Origin of the sequence: Sphingomonas sp. Leaf208, from assembly GCF_001421415.1 — a bacterium.
GTDB lineage: Bacteria > Pseudomonadota > Alphaproteobacteria > Sphingomonadales > Sphingomonadaceae > Sphingomonas.
Window position 1 is genome coordinate 283,699 of sequence record NZ_LMKH01000012.1, and the last position, 19,152, is coordinate 302,850.

Annotated in this window: 21 protein-coding genes; 11 read left to right on the plus strand and 10 right to left on the minus strand. The window is 65.9% G+C overall.

Going from position 1 to position 19,152, the window contains the following annotated elements:
* Nucleotides 1-71 precede the first annotated feature (71 nt).
* From ASE69_RS07420 to ASE69_RS07445, 6 genes are read left to right on the plus strand one after another with little or no spacing between them, the layout of a single operon-like run.
* Nucleotides 72-947 carry a YihY/virulence factor BrkB family protein gene (locus ASE69_RS07420; RefSeq protein ID WP_235518308.1) on the plus strand — a complete coding sequence of 292 codons (876 nt, stop codon included), beginning with the start codon at nucleotides 72-74 and terminating at the stop codon, nucleotides 945-947.
* An 11-nt stretch (nucleotides 948-958) separates the two neighbouring features.
* A complete protein-coding gene (gene fabI / locus ASE69_RS07425; RefSeq protein WP_107964572.1) occupies nucleotides 959-1,762 on the plus strand; it encodes an enoyl-ACP reductase FabI in 804 nt (267 codons plus the stop codon).
* A 35-nt stretch (nucleotides 1,763-1,797) separates the two neighbouring features.
* The gene (locus ASE69_RS07430) at nucleotides 1,798-2,010 is read left to right on the plus strand and encodes a DUF4160 domain-containing protein (RefSeq protein ID WP_235518310.1); all 213 of its coding nucleotides are present in this window, start codon (nucleotides 1,798-1,800) and stop codon (nucleotides 2,008-2,010) included.
* Nucleotides 1,994-2,347, plus strand: a complete 354-nt coding sequence (locus tag ASE69_RS07435) for a DUF2442 domain-containing protein (RefSeq protein ID WP_056484818.1) — start codon at nucleotides 1,994-1,996, stop codon at nucleotides 2,345-2,347. Before ASE69_RS07430 ends, ASE69_RS07435 begins: the two co-directional genes overlap by 17 nt.
* Nucleotides 2,344-3,411 carry a chorismate synthase gene (aroC, locus tag ASE69_RS07440; RefSeq protein WP_056484820.1) on the plus strand — a complete coding sequence of 356 codons (1,068 nt, stop codon included), beginning with the start codon at nucleotides 2,344-2,346 and terminating at the stop codon, nucleotides 3,409-3,411. The genes ASE69_RS07435 and aroC overlap by 4 nt, the downstream gene beginning before the upstream one ends.
* A 56-nt stretch (nucleotides 3,412-3,467) precedes the next feature.
* Entirely contained in the window at nucleotides 3,468-3,962 is a 495-nt protein-coding gene (locus ASE69_RS07445; RefSeq protein WP_056484821.1) for a hypothetical protein, read from the plus strand.
* A gap of 62 nt (nucleotides 3,963-4,024) precedes the next feature.
* Here ASE69_RS07445 and ASE69_RS07450 read toward each other — a convergent pair whose 3' ends face one another.
* The 5 genes from ASE69_RS07450 to ASE69_RS07470 form a co-directional block, all read right to left on the minus strand.
* Nucleotides 4,025-5,314, minus strand: coding sequence for an adenylosuccinate synthase (locus ASE69_RS07450; RefSeq protein WP_056484822.1), 1,290 nt, complete (start codon nucleotides 5,312-5,314; stop codon nucleotides 4,025-4,027).
* Nucleotides 5,315-5,344: 30 nt separating this feature from the next.
* Complete coding sequence (locus ASE69_RS07455; RefSeq protein WP_056484823.1) at nucleotides 5,345-6,445, minus strand: ATP phosphoribosyltransferase regulatory subunit; 1,101 nt, start codon at nucleotides 6,443-6,445, stop codon at nucleotides 5,345-5,347.
* Nucleotides 6,442-6,762, minus strand: coding sequence for an endonuclease domain-containing protein (locus ASE69_RS07460; RefSeq protein ID WP_056485277.1), 321 nt, complete (start codon nucleotides 6,760-6,762; stop codon nucleotides 6,442-6,444). The genes ASE69_RS07455 and ASE69_RS07460 overlap by 4 nt, the downstream gene beginning before the upstream one ends.
* A gap of 152 nt (nucleotides 6,763-6,914) precedes the next feature.
* On the minus strand, nucleotides 6,915-8,492 hold the full coding sequence (serA, locus tag ASE69_RS07465; RefSeq protein WP_056484825.1) for a phosphoglycerate dehydrogenase: 1,578 nt from the start codon (nucleotides 8,490-8,492) through the stop codon (nucleotides 6,915-6,917).
* 126 nt (nucleotides 8,493-8,618) lie between these two features.
* Entirely contained in the window at nucleotides 8,619-9,773 is a 1,155-nt protein-coding gene (locus tag ASE69_RS07470; RefSeq protein WP_056484827.1) for a phosphoserine transaminase, read from the minus strand.
* Between the two features lie 234 nt (nucleotides 9,774-10,007).
* Between ASE69_RS07470 and ASE69_RS07475 the strand changes: the two genes are divergently transcribed.
* Nucleotides 10,008-10,661 (plus strand): extensin family protein, encoded by a 654-nt coding sequence (locus tag ASE69_RS07475; protein WP_056484829.1) that lies wholly within the window; start codon nucleotides 10,008-10,010, stop codon nucleotides 10,659-10,661.
* 46 nt (nucleotides 10,662-10,707) lie between these two features.
* Nucleotides 10,708-11,592, plus strand: a complete 885-nt coding sequence (locus ASE69_RS07480; RefSeq protein WP_056484830.1) for a TIGR00730 family Rossman fold protein — start codon at nucleotides 10,708-10,710, stop codon at nucleotides 11,590-11,592.
* A 141-nt stretch (nucleotides 11,593-11,733) separates the two neighbouring features.
* Here ASE69_RS07480 and ASE69_RS07485 read toward each other — a convergent pair whose 3' ends face one another.
* Nucleotides 11,734-12,453, minus strand: coding sequence for a c-type cytochrome (locus ASE69_RS07485; RefSeq protein WP_056485279.1), 720 nt, complete (start codon nucleotides 12,451-12,453; stop codon nucleotides 11,734-11,736).
* Nucleotides 12,454-12,599: 146 nt separating this feature from the next.
* Here ASE69_RS07485 and ASE69_RS07490 point away from each other — a divergent pair, with 146 nt between their 5' ends.
* On the plus strand, nucleotides 12,600-13,502 hold the full coding sequence (locus tag ASE69_RS07490; protein WP_056484832.1) for a prephenate dehydratase: 903 nt from the start codon (nucleotides 12,600-12,602) through the stop codon (nucleotides 13,500-13,502).
* 119 nt (nucleotides 13,503-13,621) lie between these two features.
* Here ASE69_RS07490 and ASE69_RS07495 read toward each other — a convergent pair whose 3' ends face one another.
* The 3 genes from ASE69_RS07495 to ASE69_RS07505 all read right to left on the minus strand — a co-directional run bounded on the left by ASE69_RS07495 (nucleotide 13,622) and on the right by ASE69_RS07505 (nucleotide 16,033).
* A complete protein-coding gene (locus tag ASE69_RS07495) occupies nucleotides 13,622-14,932 on the minus strand; it encodes a sensor histidine kinase (RefSeq protein WP_056485281.1) in 1,311 nt (436 codons plus the stop codon).
* A 97-nt stretch (nucleotides 14,933-15,029) separates the two neighbouring features.
* Nucleotides 15,030-15,695, minus strand: coding sequence for a response regulator transcription factor (locus tag ASE69_RS07500; RefSeq protein ID WP_056061146.1), 666 nt, complete (start codon nucleotides 15,693-15,695; stop codon nucleotides 15,030-15,032).
* Nucleotides 15,696-15,718: 23 nt separating this feature from the next.
* On the minus strand, nucleotides 15,719-16,033 hold the full coding sequence (locus ASE69_RS07505) for a hypothetical protein (protein WP_056061812.1): 315 nt from the start codon (nucleotides 16,031-16,033) through the stop codon (nucleotides 15,719-15,721).
* Between the two features lie 121 nt (nucleotides 16,034-16,154).
* Here ASE69_RS07505 and ASE69_RS07510 point away from each other — a divergent pair, with 121 nt between their 5' ends.
* Nucleotides 16,155-17,936, plus strand: coding sequence for an ABC-F family ATP-binding cassette domain-containing protein (locus ASE69_RS07510; protein WP_056484834.1), 1,782 nt, complete (start codon nucleotides 16,155-16,157; stop codon nucleotides 17,934-17,936).
* A 98-nt stretch (nucleotides 17,937-18,034) separates the two neighbouring features.
* A complete protein-coding gene (locus tag ASE69_RS07515; protein ID WP_082452997.1) occupies nucleotides 18,035-18,277 on the plus strand; it encodes a hypothetical protein in 243 nt (80 codons plus the stop codon).
* Nucleotides 18,278-18,320: 43 nt separating this feature from the next.
* Here the strand turns inward: ASE69_RS07515 and ASE69_RS07520 are convergent, their stop codons facing one another.
* Nucleotides 18,321-19,124, minus strand: coding sequence for a DUF815 domain-containing protein (locus tag ASE69_RS07520; RefSeq protein WP_056484836.1), 804 nt, complete (start codon nucleotides 19,122-19,124; stop codon nucleotides 18,321-18,323).
* Nucleotides 19,125-19,152 lie beyond the last annotated feature (28 nt).

The window sequence follows — 19,152 nt, forward strand, 5'->3', positions numbered from 1 at the left end:
ATGACAATACTCTAACGCCCGAAGCGCGCGCGCACGATCATGGTGCGACGCGCGCCCGTCTCACTCGTGGCATGGCGAAGGTCAGGCCAGGCAGCTACGCGTTCGAAATCGTCAAGCGGGCGGCCGTTGGCGTGTTCAACGACGGCTTCATCCACGCGGGGAACCTCGCCTATCTCGCATTGATGACGGTGTTCCCGTTCTTCATCGTCGCCGCCGCGATCCTGTCGATCTTCGGGCAGAGCGTCGAGACGGTGCGCGCGGTCGAGTCGTTCCTCAACGTCCTGCCGCCCAACGTCGGCGACCTGTTGCGTAAGCCGATCGCCGACGTGCTCGCTGCGCGGACCGGGTCGCTGTTGTGGCTAGGCGCGCTCGTCGGGCTGTGGACGGTCGGCAGCTTCGTCGAGACGATCCGCGACATCTTCCACCGCGCCTACGGGATCAAGGCGACCGCGCCGTTCTGGAAATCGCGGCTGGGTTCGTCCGCAGTGATCATCCTGTCGGTGGTGATCGCGCTGCTGTCGTTCCTCGTTCAGGGTATCCTGACCGCTGCCGAGCAGTTCATCTACCGCCTCGTCCCCTTCGCGCAGGACGCCGCCGGCTGGGTCGGGCTGTCGCGGCTGATTCCCGGCTTGCTGATGTTCGGCGCGCTGTACCTGCTGTTCTATTCGGTGACGCCGTCGCGCTATCGCTATTCGAAGTGCCGCAAATGGCCGGGCGCGCTGTTCACGACCGCCTGGTGGGTCAGCGCGACCGCGTTGCTGCCGGTGATCCTGTCGCGGCTCGGTGGCTACGACCTGACCTATGGCAGCCTGGCGGGCGTCGTCATCATGTTGTTATTTTTCTATGTCATCGGGCTCGGGCTGGTATTCGGCGCGCATCTGAACGCAGCACTGGCGGAACCACCCGAAACAACGCTAGAGCAGCCTGCTACGGATATGCAGGTATAGGCGGGGACGGCGTGAACGGTTTGATGGCGGGCAAGCGTGGGCTGATCATGGGCTTGGCGAACGACAAGTCGCTGGCCTGGGGGATCGCCAAGAAGCTGTCCGAGGCGGGCGCGGAGCTCGCGTTCAGCTACCAGGGCGAGACGATGGAGAAGCGCGTCCGCCCGCTCGCCGAGCAATTGGGCGTGGCGCGGCTGTTCGATTGCGACGTGTCGGACATGGGCGCGCTCGACGCGACCTTCGACAAGCTGGCCGAGGAATGGCCGACGATCGACTTCGTGGTTCACGCGATCGGTTTTTCGGACAAGAACGAGCTGCGCGGGCGGTTCGTCGACACCAGCCTCGACAATTTCTTGATGACGATGAACATCTCGGTCTATTCGTTCGTCGCGGTGGCGCAGCGCGCGGCCAAGATGATGACCGAGGGCGGCGCGATGCTGACGCTCAGCTATTACGGCGCGGAGAAGGTCATTCCGCATTACAACGTGATGGGCGTCGCGAAGGCGGCGCTGGAGACGAGCGTGCAGTATCTCGCGGTCGATCTCGGTCGCGACAACATCCGCGTGAATGCGATCTCGGCAGGGCCGATCAAGACGCTGGCCGCCAGCGGGATCGGCGATTTCCGGCTGATCTTGAAGTGGAACGAGCTGAACTCGCCGCTGAAGCGCAACGTGACGATCGACGACGTCGGCGGCGCGGGGCTGTATTTACTGAGCGACCTGGCTTCGGGTGTGACCGGCGAGACGCACCACGTTGACGCCGGCTACAACGTGATCGGCATGAAGGCCGAAGACGCGCCCGATATCGCCTTGGCTTGATGCCGACGGTCTTCCGGCTACATGGCCTGCGGTTCATGATCTTTCTCGACGATCACGCACCAGCGCATGTCCACGTATTCGGAGACGGCGAAGCGAAGATCGAGATCGGAGGCGACGGGCGGTCTCCGCGCATGATATATGCGGAAGGACTGAGCGGAGCGATGCAGCGACGCGCGTTGACTGCCGTCGCTCGGAACCAGAGAATGCTGCTGATGAAATGGGTCGAAATCCATGACCGAGCTGACTGACGAAGATATCCTGGCGGCGAACGAGCGCGGTCGCATCGCAATGGCGACCAAGCCAAGGGCGAAGAGCGCGCGCTACGATCGCGACCAGGATCGTATCGTGGTCGATCTGGTCAACGGATCGACGTTCGCGTTTCCGCCACAGCTGTTGCAGGGCTTCGATCGCGCGACCCCGGACCAGATCGCGGAAGTCGAAATTTTGGGTGTCGGATTTGGTTTGCATTGGGATTCGCTCGACGCGGACTTTACCGTAGCCGGACTTATGGCCGGCCGTTTCGGCACGGCGCGCTATATGGCAGAGCGGTTCGGTGCCGCCTGGGACGCGGTCGCAGCAGAATGAGCTTCAATACGTTTGGACGGCTGTTCCGCTTCACCACCTGGGGCGAGTCTCACGGCCCTGCGCTGGGTGCGATCGTCGACGGGTGCCCTCCCGGCATCCCGCTGACCGAAGCGGACATCCAGCCGTGGCTCGATAAGCGTCGTCCCGGCACTTCTCGCTTTACCACGCAGCGGCGCGAGCCGGATACGGTCCGCATTCTCTCGGGCGTGTTCGAAGGCCGCACCACTGGCACCCCGATCAGCCTGATGATCGAGAATGTCGACCAGCGCTCCAAGGACTATTCCGACGTCGCCAAGGCCTATCGCCCCGGCCACGCCGACTATGCGTATGACGCGAAATACGGGTTCCGCGATTTCCGTGGTGGTGGCCGCTCCTCCGCGCGCGAGACCGCCGCCCGCGTCGCGGCCGGTGCGGTCGCGCGGCTCGTCATCCCGCAGGTCCGCGTCCGCGCGTGGGTCGAGGCGATCGGTGGCGATGCGATCGACCGTGCGAATTTCGACGACGCGCAAATCGACCAGAATCCGTTCTTCTGCCCCGACGTCGAGGCAGCACTCCGCTGGGAAGCGCTCGTCGACGCCGCGCGTAAATCGGGCTCGTCGCTCGGCGCGGTGATCGCTTGCGAGGCGACCGGCGTCTCCGCAGGGTGGGGCGCGCCGCTCTATGCCAAGCTCGATTCCGAACTGGCCTCCGCCTGCATGAGCATCAATGCGGTCAAGGGCATCGAGATCGGCGACGGATTCGCTGCCGCCGCGTTGTCCGGCGAGGCGAATGCCGATCCAATGCGTCCCGGTGTCGATGGCCCGGAGTTCCTTGCCAACCATGCCGGCGGGATCGCCGGCGGGATCGCGACCGGCCAGCCGATCACCTTGCGCGTCGCGTTCAAGCCGACCAGCTCGATCCTCACCCCGGTCGAGACGATCAGCCCGACCGGCGAAGCCGCGACGATCGCCACCAAGGGACGGCACGACCCCTGCGTCGGCATCCGCGGAGTCCCCGTGGTCGAGGCGATGGTCGCTCTCGTGCTGGCCGACCAGGCACTGCTGCATCGAGGCCAGTGCGGCTGACGCTGGAACATAAGCCGGACTTAAGCGCTTGCCCTTCAATAACATAGGAGAGCGAAATGCGTATTCTGACTTCGATCGCAGCGGCAGCGCTGATCATTCCGGGCGTGGCACTGGCACAGACGGGCACCGGCGGCTCGATGGGCGGCACCACGGGTGGCACGATGAGCGGCAGCACCATGGGCGGTTCGACCGCAGGCAGCACGACCGGCGGCATGTCGACCGGTACGATGGATCAGGCCAACCCCTCGACCAGCACCCGTTCGACCACAACGCGCACGCGGCGTGGCACCAAGGCTCGCAGCCGTACGCGTGGCACGACGTCGGGCACCATGAGCGGCACTGGCACGACGGGCAGCACGATGTCCGGCACGACCGGTAGCACGATGGGCGCCGACACGATGGGCGGCACGACTGGTACGATGGGCACCACCGGCACGATGGGTGGAACGATGGGCGGCTCGACTGGAACCACGGGCACGATGGGTGGCACGACCACCGGCACGATGGGTTCGACAACGGGCGGGACAACCGGCACGACCACCCCGCGCTGATCCGACCTCGCTACATTAAATAAAAAGCCGGGCGAGCGATCGCCCGGCTTTTTCGTGCTCGCTCAGTCCGAGAACGGATCGCGGACGAGGATCGTGTCGGCACGTTGCGGGCTGGTCGACACCAACGTCACCGGGCAGCGGATCAACTCCTCAATCCGGCGGATATACTTGATCGCCTGCGCCGGCAGGTCGGCCCAGCTCCGCGCACCGGCAGTCGTCTCCTGCCAACCTTCCATCGTCTCGTAGATCGGCTCGACCAACGCCTGGTCCGCCGCATGCGCCGGGAAATAGTCGAGCGTCTCGCCGCGCAACTTGTAGCCGGTGCAGATCGACACGGTCTCGAACCCGTCGAGCACATCGATTTTGGTCAGCGCGATCCCGGTGATGCCGCCTACCGCCGCCGCCTGGCGCACCAGCACCGCGTCGAACCAGCCGCAGCGACGCTTACGCCCCGTGACGGTGCCGAACTCATGTCCGCGGACGCCGAGCCGCTCGCCGGTCTCGTTCTCGAGCTCGGTCGGGAACGGCCCGGAGCCGACGCGGGTCGTGTATGCCTTGGCGATACCGAGGACGAAGCCGACCGCCGATGGCCCGAGGCCGGACCCGCCAGCTGCTGCGCCCGCGATCGTATTCGAGGAGGTGACGAACGGATACGTCCCGTGGTCGACGTCGAGCAGCACGCCCTGCGCGCCTTCGAACAGGATCCGCTTGCCGGCCGAGCGCGCGGCATTGAGATCGCGCCATACAGGCTTGGCGAACGGCAGCACGAAGCCGGCGATCTCGCGCAGTTCCTCGATCAAGCGCGCGCGATCGATCGGCGGCTCGCCGAAGCCGGCGCGGAGGGCGTCGTGGTGCGCGGTGAGGCGATCGAGCTGCGGCCCAAGATCGTCGAGATGCGCGAGATCGCAGACGCGGATCGCACGGCGACCGACCTTGTCCTCATACGCAGGCCCGATGCCCCGACGCGTGGTGCCGATCTTGCCGGCGCCGCTAGCGTCCTCGCGCAAGCCATCGAGATCGCGGTGGAACGGCAGGATCAACGCGCAGGTGTCGGCGATCAGCAGCGTCTCCGGGGTCGCGACGACGCCCTGTGCGCCGAGCCGAGCAATCTCGTCCTTCAGCGCCCAGGGATCGAGCACCACGCCATTGCCGATGAACGACGGCGTGCCGCGCACGATGCCCGACGGCAGCAGCGACAGCTTATAGACGTTTTCGCCGACGACCAGCGTGTGGCCGGCATTGTGGCCGCCCTGGAACCGGACGACCATGTCGGCGCGCTCGGCGAGCCAGTCGACGATCTTGCCCTTGCCTTCGTCGCCCCATTGCGCGCCGATGACTGCTACGTTGGCCAAACTCTATCTCCTGAGGATTACGCGCAGCGCCTACAGCGCGCGGGGCTCGCCTGCTACCCATAGATGCGTGCAGACTTGTGCTTCGGGGGTGTCGCCGGCGTCCAGTGCGGCGACCGTGACCCAACCTTGCGCGCGCATCGCGGCGCCTTCGCTGGCGGGGGTACCGAACGGGAGGAAGAGGCGGCGGCGATCGACGGTGGTGACGCGCTCGACCAACGTATCGGCGAACAGCGAGAAACCCGTCGCGGCCTCCTCGGCGCCGGTTTCGTGGACGACGGTGTAGGTGCCACCGCGGCCGACTTCGCGTGGCGAGCCGTCGGCGAAGAGCGAGAAGCCGAGCCAGCTCTGGTATTCGAAGCCGTGCCGCTCGGTCGGGTCGAGCGTCAGCGCGACGCGGCCGTCGAGTGCTTCAACAATTCGCGCAAGACCGTCGAGGCGGGAAGCCAGCGCACCGGTCGTATCGAACGCTCGGAGGCGCTCCATCGCCTGGTCGAACGGCCCGGCGGCCTCGATCAACGGAAGATAGGCGGGGGCGAGCGCGGCGACGGCGCCGGCGTCCTTCGCGTCGAGCCGATCGCGCAGGGTGGCGACCAGATCATCCGCGACGGGAAGAGATCCGGCGGCGAGCGTCGGCACCAGATCAGGCAGCGTGAAGTCGATCGACGCACCGGTAACGTCCGCGGCGGCGATCATATCGACTGCGACCGCGACAAGTTCCTGCGCGGCGGCAACCGAGTCGAGTCCGATGAGTTCGCAGCCGATCTGCCGAGTCTCACGCGCGGGCGCGAGCTGCGACGCACGCAGTTTCAGCACGGAGCCGGCGTAGCTCAGCCGAACCGGCCGAGGGTGATGCCCCATCCGCGTCGCGGCAATCCGCGCGACCTGCGCGGTAATGTCCGGCCGGATTGCGAGTGTGCGTTGCGACACCGGATCGACGAAGCGTACCGCGTCGTGCAGCCCGCCAGCCTTTAGTCGCATCTCCAGCCCGTCGGCGAATTCGGCCAGCGGCGGATCAACGCGCTCATAGCCGTGGAGACGCGCCGCTTCGAGTACGCGGGCTTCCAGTGCCACTGCCGAATCGGCGAACGGGGGGAGGCGATCTCGGAAGCCTTCGGGGAGGAGTGCGGTCATCGTATCAGATCCATGCGTGTCACAAGTGCATCGCCCAACACCTGCAAAACGCCTTCGAGATTGGTCATCACATCGGTATTGGCGAAACGGATCACCCGATATCCCTGCTCTTCCAGCCACGCCGTCCTGCGGGCGTCGCGTGCTTGGTCGGTGTGCGTATCGCCGTCAAGCTCGACGACCAGCATGTGCGAACGCGCGACGAAATCCGCGATGAACGCGCCGATCACGACCTGGCGGGTGAACTTCACCCCTTGGAAGCGCTTGGCGCGAACTTCGTACCAGAACCGCATTTCCGGCCCGGTCTGCCCGGACCGCATCGCCTTCGCCCGGCCCAGCATGCTGTCATCGGTCTTGGTCACTGCTCCCTCTCCCCTTTGGGGAGAGGGCCGGGGAGAGGGGCCGCCCCAAACGCCATCTCTCGGTACTGCCCCTCTCCCCTACTCTCTCCCCAATGGGAGAGGGCGTCTTGTTAGAAGTTGAGGCCCATCGCGGTCTTTACGCCGGGAAGCGCACGGACCTTGGTGAGCAGGTCCGGCGTCACCGCTTCGTCGACCGAGAGCAGCAACACCGCTTCGCCACCAGCCGAACGACGACCAAGATGGAACGTCCCGATATTCACCCCAGCCTCGCCCAGCGCAGTCCCGAGACGACCGATGAATCCCGGCGCATCCTCGTTGACGACGTACAGCATCGGCCCCGCCAGATCGGCCTCGATCTTGATCCCCAGCAGCTCAACCAACCGCGGCGCCGAATCGCCAAACAACGTACCCGCCACCGAACGCTCGCCATCCTCGGTCTTCACCGAGACGCGCAGCAGCGTATGGTAATCCGCCTCACGCTCGGTGCGCACTTCGCGGACCTCAAGGCCACGCTCGCGCGCCAGCACCGGCGCGTTGACCATGTTGACCGTCGCGGTCTGCGTCTGGAGATACCCCGCCAGCACCGCACTCACGATCGGCTTGGCATTGAGTTCAGCCGCGGCCCCCTCGGTATGCACCGAAATCCGCGACACCGCGCCGGTGGTCAGCTGACCGACCAGCGACCCGAGCTTCTCCGCCAGCGCCATGTACGGCTTCAGCTTCGGCGCCTCCTCGGCCGACAGCGACGGCATGTTGAGGGCATTCGTAACGCCGCCCGACATCATGAAATCGGCCATCTGCTCGGCAACCTGGATCGCGACGTTGACCTGCGCCTCGGTCGTCGATGCGCCGAGATGCGGCGTGCTGACGAAGTTCGGCGTGTTGAACAGCGGCGATGCCTTGGCGGGCTCCTCGACGAACACGTCGAGCGCGGCGCCGCCGACCTGCCCCGAATCAAGTGCCGCCTTCAACGCGACCTCATCAATCAGGCCGCCGCGCGCGCAGTTGATGATCCGCACCCCCTTCTTGGTCTTGGCGAGCGCCTCGGCCGAGAGGATGTTGCGCGTCTGGTCGGTCAGCGGCGTATGCAGCGTGATGAAGTCGGCGCGCGCGAGCAGTTCGTCGAGCGTGACCTTCTCGACGCCGATCTCGATCGCACGCTCGGGCGTCAGGAACGGATCGAACGCGACGACCTTCATTTTCAGGCCGCGCGCACGGTCGGCGACGATCGAGCCGATATTGCCCGCACCGATCAGGCCGAGCGTCTTCGACGTCAGCTCGACGCCCATGAAGCGGTTCTTCTCCCACTTGCCGGCCTGGGTCGAGGCGTCCGCTTCGGGCAGTTGCCGGGCGAGCGCGAACATCAGCGCGATCGCGTGCTCGGCGGTAGTGATCGAGTTGCCGAACGGGGTGTTCATCACGACCACGCCCTTCGCCGACGCGGCGGGGATGTCGACGTTATCGACGCCGATCCCGGCGCGGCCGACGACCTTCAGGTTGGTCGCGTGCTCGAGGATTTCCTTGGTAACCTTGGTCGAGCTGCGGATCGCGAGGCCGTCATACTGGCCGATCATCGCCATCAGCTCGGCGGGCGTCTTGCCGGTGATCTCGTCGACCTCGACGCCGCGCTCGCGGAAGATCTGCGCCGCACGGGGATCCATTTTGTCGGAAATGAGGACTTTTGGCATGGGATTTCCTTCTTCTCCCTCTCCCCTCCGGGGAGAGGGTCGGGGTGAGGGGTGGTACGGGGAGGTGGCGTGCGTGGCAGCCCCTCACCCCAGCCCTCTCCCCGGAGGGGAGAGGGAGCGAGAATATTAAGCCGCCTTGGCGGTCGCGTAGGCCCAGTCGAGCCAGGGGCCGAGCTCTTCGATATCGGCAATGTCGACGGTCGCGCCGCACCAGATGCGCAGGCCCGGAGGCGCGTCGCGGTAGCCGGCGACGTCGTACGCTGCCCCCGCCTTCTCCAGCGCCGAGGCCATCGCCTTGATCAACGCCTCGTCCGCACCCTCGACCGTCAAGCACACGCTGGTCTTCGACCGCGTCGCCGGATCGACCGCCAGATGACCAAGCCAGTCACGCTCCGCGACGATCTTGTCCAACGCCGCCGCATTCGCATCCGACCGCTTGATCAAGCCATCTTCACCAAGCGACTTCGCCCATTCGAGGCTGAAGATCGCGTCCTCGACCGCCAGCATCGACGGCGTGTTGATCGTCTCGCCCTTGAACACGCCCTCGGTAAGCTTGCCCTTCGACACGAGGCGAAACACCTTCGGCAGCGGCCACGCGGGCGTATAGCTCTCGAGCCGCTCGACCGCACGCGGCCCAAGGATCAGCACGCCGTGCGCGCCCTCCCCGCCCAGCACCTTCTGCCACGAGAAGGTCGCCACATCGATCTTGGTCCAGTCGATATCGTACGCGAAGACGCCCGACGTCGCATCGGCGAACGAGAGACCCTCGCGGTCGTCCGGGATCCAGTCCGCGTTTGGCACGCGCACACCGCTGGTGGTACCGTTCCAGGTGAACAGCACGTCGTTCGACCAATCGACCGCGTCCAGGTCGGGCAGCTGGCCGTAATCGGCGCGAACGACGGTCGGATCGATCTTGAGCTGCTTCACGGCATCCGTGACCCAGCCCTCGCCGAAGCTCTCCCACGCCAGCGCGGTGACGGGCTTGGCGCCCAGCATCGTCCACATCGCCATCTCGTACGCGCCGGTGTCGGAACCGGGGACGATGCCGATGCGGTGCGTATCGGGGAGCTTCAGCAGCTCGCGCATCAGGTCGATGCTGTACTGAAGACGGGTCTTGCCGATCTTCGAGCGATGCGACCGACCGAGCGAATCGGTGGCGAGCTTGTCCGCGGACCAACCCGGAGGTTTCGCACAGGGACCGGAGCTGAAAAAGGGACGTGCCGGCTTCGTAGCGGGCAGCGCAGGCGCATTTGTAGCGGATGCGTAGGTCGTGTCAGTCATGTATCTCTCCTCACAGAGAGCACGCGCGGCGTTGGGACCGCGTGGCCCGTCGCCGGCCCTAACGGTGTTCACGGGGGTGTCAACCGCGTTCGATTGCAAGCGCGCGGCGGCGGGACTCGCCCCACCGTGCGCCAAACTCGCTCCGTCACCCCGGGCTTGTTCCGAGGCCCACCGTGCCGCACGGCCTTAGGCATGGGGGACAAGACGATGAGTGGATGCCGGAACAGGCCCGGCATGACGGAATGGATGGTAGTAGCGACTCTCGCACTGACTTTAGCCGGCTGCGGACGTGCCGATCGCCCCACGGCGCCGACCAAGACCCGCCCCAACCTCTCCGTCCCGAGCAACCGCGAAACCGCGCAGTGCCTCGCCGACCTGCGCGAGTTGCACGTGTCGTTCCAGGTCCTGCCCGACCGCGAGACAGGCCCCGGATGCGGGCTCAACGGCACCGTGAAGCTCGTCGACATCGGCGTACCCGTCGCCAACCTCACCGCAGTCCGCTGCGGCGCGGCGCGGGCGTTCATCGGCTGGACGCGCAACGCGGTCGCGCCGGCCGCATACCAGATGCTCGGCAGCGAACTCGCGCGGGTCGACAGCATGGGGAGCTATGCGTGTCGCAACGTGGTCGGCTCCACGCGCGGTCCCACCCGCCGCTCGGGCCATGCGATCGCCAACGCGATCGACGTCGGCGGGTTCGTACTGAAGGACGGGCGGCGAATCACGGTGCTCAACGACTGGAACTCGTCCGACCCGCAGGTCCGTCAATTCCTTCAGACGATCCGCGCCTCGGCGTGCAAGCGTTTCGGGACGGTGCTCAGCCCCGACTACAACGCCGCGCATCGCAACCACCTCCATCTCGAAGACGATCACGCCAATTTCTGCCGCTAGCGCACCGCTCTAGCCCTCCCCTCGCGTTTCCTCTAATCGCGCCTGAATGACCGATACACGAGTACCATCGCGCGTTTTTCCGAACGCCAGCCAGGATGCCGAGTCCGCTCGCGACTCCGTTTCCACCCCCCAGACGCAGCATCCGCATTACCGGCTCGCCTTCCAGGACATGGATTTCCTGTTGCGCGAAGACCTGCGGCCGGTGCGGTTCCAGCTCGAACTGCTGAAGACCGAACTCGTCCTCGACGAGGCGAAGATCGGTTCGACCTTCGTGTTCTACGGCTCCGCACGCATTCCCGAGCCGTCCAAGGCGCAGGCGCTGCTGAAGCTCGCGACCGACGAAAAGTCGAAGAAGATCGCCGAGCGACTGGTCGAGAAGTCGAAATATTACGACGTCGCGCGTGAACTCGCCGCAAAGGTCAGCGTCCTGCCGCGCGACGAGCGTGGCTGGCGGCAGTTCGTGGTGTGCTCGGGCGGTGGCCCGTCGATCATGGAGGCGGCGAACCGCGGCGCGGACGACGTCGGAGCCGAGTCGATCGGGCTGAACATCGTCCTGCCGCACGAGCAGGCGCCGAATCCGTACGTGACGCCGTCGCTGTCGGTGCAGTTCCACTATTTCGCGCTCAGGAAAATGCACTTCCTGCTCCACGCCCGCGCGCTCGCTGCGTTTCCGGGAGGGTTCGGGACGTTCGACGAACTGTTCGAGCTGCTGACGCTGATCCAGACGGGCAAGATCCAGCCGATTCCGGTGTTGCTGTTCGGGCGTCAGTTCTGGGAGCGGGTCGTGAATTTCGACGCGCTGGTCGAGGAAGGCGTCGTCAGCGAGAAGGACCTGGGGATCTTCCGCTACGTCGAGACCGCCGACGAGGCGTGGGACGCGGTGCAGTCGTTCTACCGTGAGCGGGCGGAGAAGGAAGCCGCCGAGGGCTGAGTTCCTTGGCGGGGAGCGCCCCTTCTGCTCCCTCTCCCCCTTCCGGGGAGAGGGTCGGGGTGAGGGGCAGCCAAGCAATGCTCCACCTGGAACAGCCCCTCACCCCAGCCCTCTCCCCGGAGGCGAGAGGGAGTAGCAAGATTACTTCTCCGAGCGGGCGCCCTTGCGAGCAGCCTCAGGATCCACCGACGGCGCACCCGACGCGGGCGTCCCGGTATTGGCGATGTCCGCAGTCGGCGCGCCCTTCGTCGCCGCAGCTTCCGCCGCATTCGCCGTCGCAGGCTGATCCTTCGCCGCAGCATCCTTGCCAGCCGCCGGCGCAGCGCCAGCCGCAGGGGCCGCCGGCAGCGGCAGGTTCGAGCCCTGCTGGTTGAGATACAGGATCACGTTCGCCCGATCCTGCGCATTGCCAAGCCCGGCGAACGTCATCTTCGTCCCCGGCGCGAACTTGCGCGGCGAGGTCAGCCAGGCATTGAGCTTGTCAAAGTCCCACTTGCCGCCGATCCCGGCCAGCGCCGACGAGAAGGCGTACCCGGCCTTGCCCTTGGCGATCTCCTCGCCGACCGTGCCGTACAAGTTCGGGCCGACCCCGTTCGCGCCACCCTGGTTGATGGTGTGGCAGGCGGCGCACTTCTTGAACACTTCGGCGCCCTTGGCGGCGTCGGCGGTCGGCAGCAACGAGGCGATCGGCACTTCGGCGGCGGCACCCTCGCCGCCCTCGGCGACGACGCCCTCGATCGCATAGCCCATCTTCTCGGGGCGCTCGCCGTGGAACATCATCCCGCCGACGATCGACAGCCCGAGCGCCGCACCACAGCCTGCGAGCACCCAGCCGGCGATCGTATTGGTCCGATTGTCCATCTTGTGCATCCGCCCTGTTCTGTTTGGGATAGCCATAGAAAACGCGAGCGCGCACCGCAAGCCGCGCTTGAAGGGCGGGTGTATGGCGGGCGGCGGCGCTTCACGCGGCTTGAACAGGCAGGCAGCGCGCTTTAGGCGCTCGACGCATGGAAAACTTCGCCGCACCCGCCCGCCCGATCGTCGCGCGGATGACCGACGCCGCCGCCGCAGAGCCCGCGCGCGCCGTCGCGTTCCAGGGTGCGCCGGGGGCGAACAGCCATGTCGCCGCGGTCGAGGCGTTCCCTGACGGCCTGCCCCTGCCCTGTTTCGATTTCTCCGATGCAATCGACGCGGTGAAGGACGGCCGCGCCGATTGCGCGATCATCCCGATCGAGAATTCACTCCACGGCCGCGTCGCCGACATCCACTTCCTGCTCCCCGAATCGGGCCTCGTCATCACCGGCGAGCATTTCCTGCCGATCCGCCATGCGCTGATGGCATGCGGCCCGCGCGACGGCATCCGCAAGGCGATGAGCCATCCGCAGGCACTCGGCCAATGCCGGCATTGGCTGAAGGCGCACGGGATCGAGCCGGTAAGCTATCCCGATACGGCTGGCGCAGCGGCAGTTGTCGCGGAGTTGGGCGACCCGACGATCGCCGCACTTGCGCCGCCTGCCGCGGCGGCGCTGTATGGTCTCGACCTGCTCGCGACGGACATCGCCGATGCGGACCACAATACGACGCGGTTCGTCGTGCTGGCGCGCGGTGGCAAGCCTCCCGCGGCGCAGGAACCGGTCGGCGGCGAATGGATGACCACGCTGATCTTCGAGGTCAGGAACGTCCCCGCCGCGCTCTACAAGGCGGTCGGCGGGTTCGCGACCAACGGCGTGAACATCACCAAGCTCGAAAGCTACCAGCGCAACGGCAGCTTCTCCGCGACGGAATTCTATGCGGATGTAGTCGGCAAGCCGGGCGACGCGAGCCTCGACCAGGCGCTGGAGGAACTGGGGTTCCATTCGAAATGGCTGCGCGTGCTGGGGACGTATCGGCAGGCGCGCTCGCGGGGGTGACCATACGGGGGGAGTTCTAAACCCCCGTTCGTCCTGAACGAAGTCGAAGGACATGCCCAAAACGACGGTGCTTCGACTTCGCTCAGCACGAACGGAAATTAGGCGTTTGACGGGCCGATTTAATTAGCTGCTGGCAACCTCAGCCGCACCAGCAACCCACCAAGATCCTCGCTCTCCTCAAGCGCGACCGTCCCCTCGTAGATCTCCGCCACGTCGCGCACGATCGCCAACCCCAGCCCGGTCCCCGGTTTCCCCGTATCCAGCCGCACGCCGCGATCGAAGATACGCACCCGCTCCTCTTCCGGGATGCCGACGCCGTCGTCTTCCACCAGGAACTCAACGAAACCCGACTGCGCGCCGACCGTCACGAACACACTGCCACCACCATATTTCGCGGCGTTCTCGATCAGGTTGCCGAGCATCTCGTCGAGATCCTGCCGCTCGACATGGACCTGCAACCCACGCGGCCCGGTCACGTCGATCCGAACGTGCCGGTACAGCCGCCCGACTGCGCGCTCGACCGACTCAAGGCTCGGCCAAACATCCGCACGACTATGCGCAGACCCACGCCGCCCGACGGCCCGCGCCCGCGCAAGATGATGGTCGACCTGCCGCCGCATCGTCCGCGCCTCGCGGATCACCGTGTCGGCGAGGTCGTCCGACTGCGCGGTCGCCGCGTTCATGATCACCGTCAGCGGCGTCTTCAGCGCATGCGCGAGGTTGCCGGCATGCCGCCGCGCTTCCTCCGCCTGTCGCTCGTTATGCTCGATCAGTGCGTTCAGTTCCTCGACCATCGGCGCGACCTCGACCGGCATCGCGCTCGACACGCGGTTCGACTGCCCCGCGCGCATACGGGCGATCTCCTCGCGCACCCGTCGCAGCGGCCACAGGCCGTAGAACGTCTGCAGCGCCGCCATCACGATCAGGCCGAGCGCGAGCAATGCGAAGCTCCGCACCAGCGTCCGGCGCAACGTCGTAATCTGCGCATCGAGCCCGTCGCGGCTCTGCGCCACCTGGAACCGCCAATGCACTTTCGACCCGGGGATCACCGCGTCCCGCTCGACGACGCGCAGCTTCTCGTCCGGAAACTGCGTGCTGTCATAGAAATGCGCGTTGCGGTCGTCATGCGTCCCGCCGAACGCGAGCCGCCGATCCCACAGCGAACGCGACGGGAAATCCTCGCGACCCTTGCCCGACACCTGCCAGTACAGCCCCGAATACGGCTCGACGAACCGCTGGTCTGCCGCAGCCTCGCGCGAGAAGATCACCTCGCCGTCAGGGCCGATCTCGGACGAATTGAGCAGCGACCGCAGCACATATTCCAGCTGGTCGTCGAAATTGCGCGTCACCGCCGCCGACAGCACCCGGTCGAGCGCGAACCCGCCGCCGCTGAGCAGCACGCCGATCCACACCGCCGCGATCAGGATCATCCGCCGCGACAGCGATCCCTTGACCGCGGCGGGCACGCGGATCGGCCCGTCCGCTATCGGCGTGTCTGTGACCGGCGCGCTGTCCATCGTCAGCCGATCAGGCGTCCGGATCTTCGAGGCTGTAGCCAAGCCCACGGATCGTCGTGATCACGTCCTGGCCAAGCTTCTTGCGGATGCGCGTCACGAACACCTCGATCGTGTTCGAATCACGATCGAAATCCTGGTCGTAGATATGCTCGATCAGCTCGGTGCGGCTGACGACCTTGCCCTTGTGGTGCAGCAGGTAGCTCAGCAGCTTGTATTCCTGCGCCGTCAGCTTCACCGGCTCGCCGGCGCGCGTCACCTTGCCGCTGCGCGTGTCGAGGCGAATGTCACCCGCAGTCAGCTCGGACGAAGCATTGCCCGAAGCACGACGGATCAGCGCACGCAGACGCGCGATCAGCTCCTCGCTCTGGAACGGCTTGGCGACGTAATCGTCCGCGCCGGCATCGAGGCCGGCGACCTTGTCCGACCAGCTGTCACGCGCGGTCAGCACCAGCACGGGCATCGTCTTGCCCTCCTTGCGCCAGCGATCGAGCACCGTCAGCCCGTCGATCTCGGGCAGCCCCAGATCGAGCACGACCGCGTCGTAATTCTCGGTCGATCCGAGGAAATGCCCTTCCTCGCCATCGACCGCGAGATCGATCGCATAGCCGGCCCCTTCCAGGGTATTCTTCAATTGCTGGCCGAGATTCGGCTCGTCCTCGACGATCAGAACGCGCATGACAATCCTCTCGATTACAGTGTTCAGCGACCCGTGCGGCCGACGATCTGGCCGTTACGGCCATCCACGTCGACCCAGATGACGGTTCCATCGCGCAGGAATTTCAGCGTGTAAATGGCGCTGCCCGAATCATAGTCGGAGCCGAGATACTGCGCACCCCGCATCGTCGGGATCACGCGAGACTCGATCTCGCGCAAAGACGGCGCTCCGGTCTTGCGCGCCTGCAACGCCGACATCTGGTCGCTGCGGCGCTGCGGAGGTTCGCCCGCCAGCATGGGGGCGGCACCCATCAGAAACGGCGCAGCGGCCAGGGTTGCAAGGAAAAGCAGCATCTTCATGGCGGTGGCATAGGCCTCCCGCATTGAACAGCCTGTGAATGATCGCGACAGGCGGCCGACAGCACGAAGCCCGCGCGGTGTAACTTGCCTGCATCACTTCGCCCCCCTACGTGGCGCGGACATGGCAGCACCAATCTTAGCATTCGAAGGCCTCGGACTCGTCCAGGGCTCGGGATGGCTCTTTCGCAATCTCGACATCCATATCGGACCGCGCGACCGGCTCGCGCTGATCGGCCGCAACGGCGCCGGCAAGACGACCTTGCTCAAACTGCTCGGCGGCAGCGTCCAGGCGGACGAGGGACGCAGGACGATCGTCCCCGGCACCCGCGTCGTCATCCTCGAGCAGGAGCCCGACCTGCGCGGTTTCGCCACGCTGCGCGATTACGTGATGGCGGGCGACGATGCGCCGGTGAACTACGAGGCGGATTCGATCGCCGACCAGCTCGGCATCGACCTGTCGCGGGAGGCGGCTTCCGCGTCGGGCGGCGAGCGGCGTCGCGCGGCGATCGTCCGGGCGCTGTCGCAGGACCCCGACGTGCTGCTGCTCGACGAGCCGACCAACCATCTCGACATCGGTGCGATCGAATGGATCGAGGATTGGCTCAAGCGCTTCCGCGGCGCGTTCGTCGTCATCAGCCATGACCGTACCTTCCTGACGCGACTCACGAAGCAGACCTTGTGGCTCGATCGCGGTGCGATCCGGCGTGCGGAGATCGGTTTCGGCGGGTTCGAGGCGTGGACTGAGCAGGTCTATGCCGAGGAACAGCGCCAGGCCGAGAAGCTCGATGCGCGCCTCAAGCTGGAAGAGCATTGGCTGCTCCGCGGCGTCACCGGGCGGCGCAAGCGCAACCAGGGGCGTCTCACCAAGCTGCACGAGATGCGCGCCGAACGCGCCTCGATGATCGGGCCGCAGGGCTCGGCGAACCTGACGACCGCCAGCGACGACACGAAGTCGAAGGTCGTGATCGACGCCAAGAACGTCACCAAGGTCTACGGCGACCGCACGATCATCGGCGACCTCACGTTGAGGGTCACGCGCGGCGACCGCATCGGCATCGTCGGCCGCAACGGCGCGGGCAAGTCGACCTTGCTCAAGTTGCTGACCGGCGAGATCCAGCCCGACAGCGGCACGATCAAGCTGGCGCAGACGCTGGATGCCGTCGTGATCGACCAGCAGCGAAGCCTGATGGCGCCCGAGAAGACGGTCCGCGAAGTCGTCGTCGACGGCGGCGAATGGATCGATGTGCTCGGGGTGCGCAAGCACATCCACGGCTATCTGAAGGACTTCCTGTTCGACCCGAACATGGTCGACGCGAAGATCGGCTCGCTGTCGGGTGGCGAACGCTCGCGACTCCTGTTGGCGCGCGAGTTCGCCAAGCCATCCAACCTGCTGGTGCTCGACGAGCCGACCAACGATCTCGATCTCGAGACGCTTGACCTGTTGCAGGAGGTGATCGGCGATTACGACGGTACCGTACTAATCGTCAGCCATGACCGCGACTTCCTCGACCGGACCGTGACGATCACGCTCGGGCTCGACGGCTCGGGCACGGTAGATGTCGTTGCGGGCGGCTACGAGGATTGGGAGAAGCGTCGCGTCTCGACAACCACAGGCAAGCGCGCTTCGAAGAAGGTCGCGGCGACCGCCCCCGTCGCTGCCGCGCCCCGCGCGAAACTGACCTACAAGGACCAGCGCGACTACGAGATGCTGCCGAAGCGAATCGAGGAACTCGACGCGCAGATGGCAGCCGATGCGGTCAAGCTGGCGAAGCCCGACCTCTACATGCGCGACAATGCGACGTTCGCGAAGCTGACCAAGGCGATGGATGCTGCCCGCGCCGAAAAGGAGGCCGCCGAGCTGCGTTGGCTCGAGCTTGCAGAAATGGTTGAGGGAACTTCTTGAACTAGATTTAGCTGGACGTTTCCATCTTCGGTCAATACGGGAACCACGGTGCGATTGCTGCGTTGCGGCAGTTCTGTTTGTTTAATGCGGAGATGTATATGAAGCTCAAGGCCCTTACCGGCGGCGCACTTGCCGTTGCAATGATGACCACCTCGGTTGCAGCGTCGGCTGCTCCTGCCAGCCTGTCGGTGGCGAACGCACGCGTTGGCTCGGCAACGTCCGGCAAGAACGAGCTCGCAGGCGGCGGCGGCATCTTCGCCCTCCTGATCGTAGCTGGCGTTGCAGCGATCGGCGTTATCGCCATCGTCAACGACAACAACGACGATTCGGACAGCAACTGATGTTGCCGGGCCGGTGCTTCAGCACCGGCCCACCGTTTTGAGATTACAACGCCTTGCCAGCGCGACCGGCTAGATCGACGATATATTGCCACGCGACGCGGCCCGAGCGGCTGCCCCGACGTGTAGCCCAACCGATGGCCTCGCCCGGTTCGAACTCAAGATCATGTGTCGCCGCATAGGCCGCAACGATCGCCAGATACCCGTCCTGATCCAGCGCATGGAAGCCCAGGCTCAGGCCGAAGCGATCCGATAGCGCCAGATGATCGTCCGCCGAGTCACGCGGATTGATCGCGCTTTCCTGTTCGGCAATGTCCCGCGGCGCCAGATGTCGGCGATTGGCGGTCACCAGCAATCGGACATTGGCAGGCCGGGGTTCCGCCCCACCCTCCAGCATCGACCGGAGCGCACGCGCCTCCGCCGGCACGTCGAACCCGAGATCGTCGACGAATACGACGAACGCACGCCTGACCTGCGCCAACGCCGCGAACAGCGTCGGCAGTCCGGCAAGCTCGGTGACCTCGACCAGCGCAATGTCGCCGCCCCAACCCTGCACGTCTGCCACCGCGCTTTTGACGAGCGCCGACTTGCCGGTTCCCCGTGCACCCCACAACAGGACGTCCTGCGCGGCATGACCCGCCGCGAGATGGCGCAGATTGGCCAGCAGCGATGCCTTCTGGCGATCGACACCGATAAGCATATCCAACGGCAACGGCGCAAACCCACGCGCTGGATGGAGTACCCCGCCACGCCACGCATAGGCAGGGTGCGCCCGCGGATCGGCGGCCGGCGGCGGGGGTGGCGACAGGCGCTCGAGTGCGGCGGCGATGCGGTCCAGCGGATCGGTCATGCGCGGCTTCTGACGATACCCCTTCTCA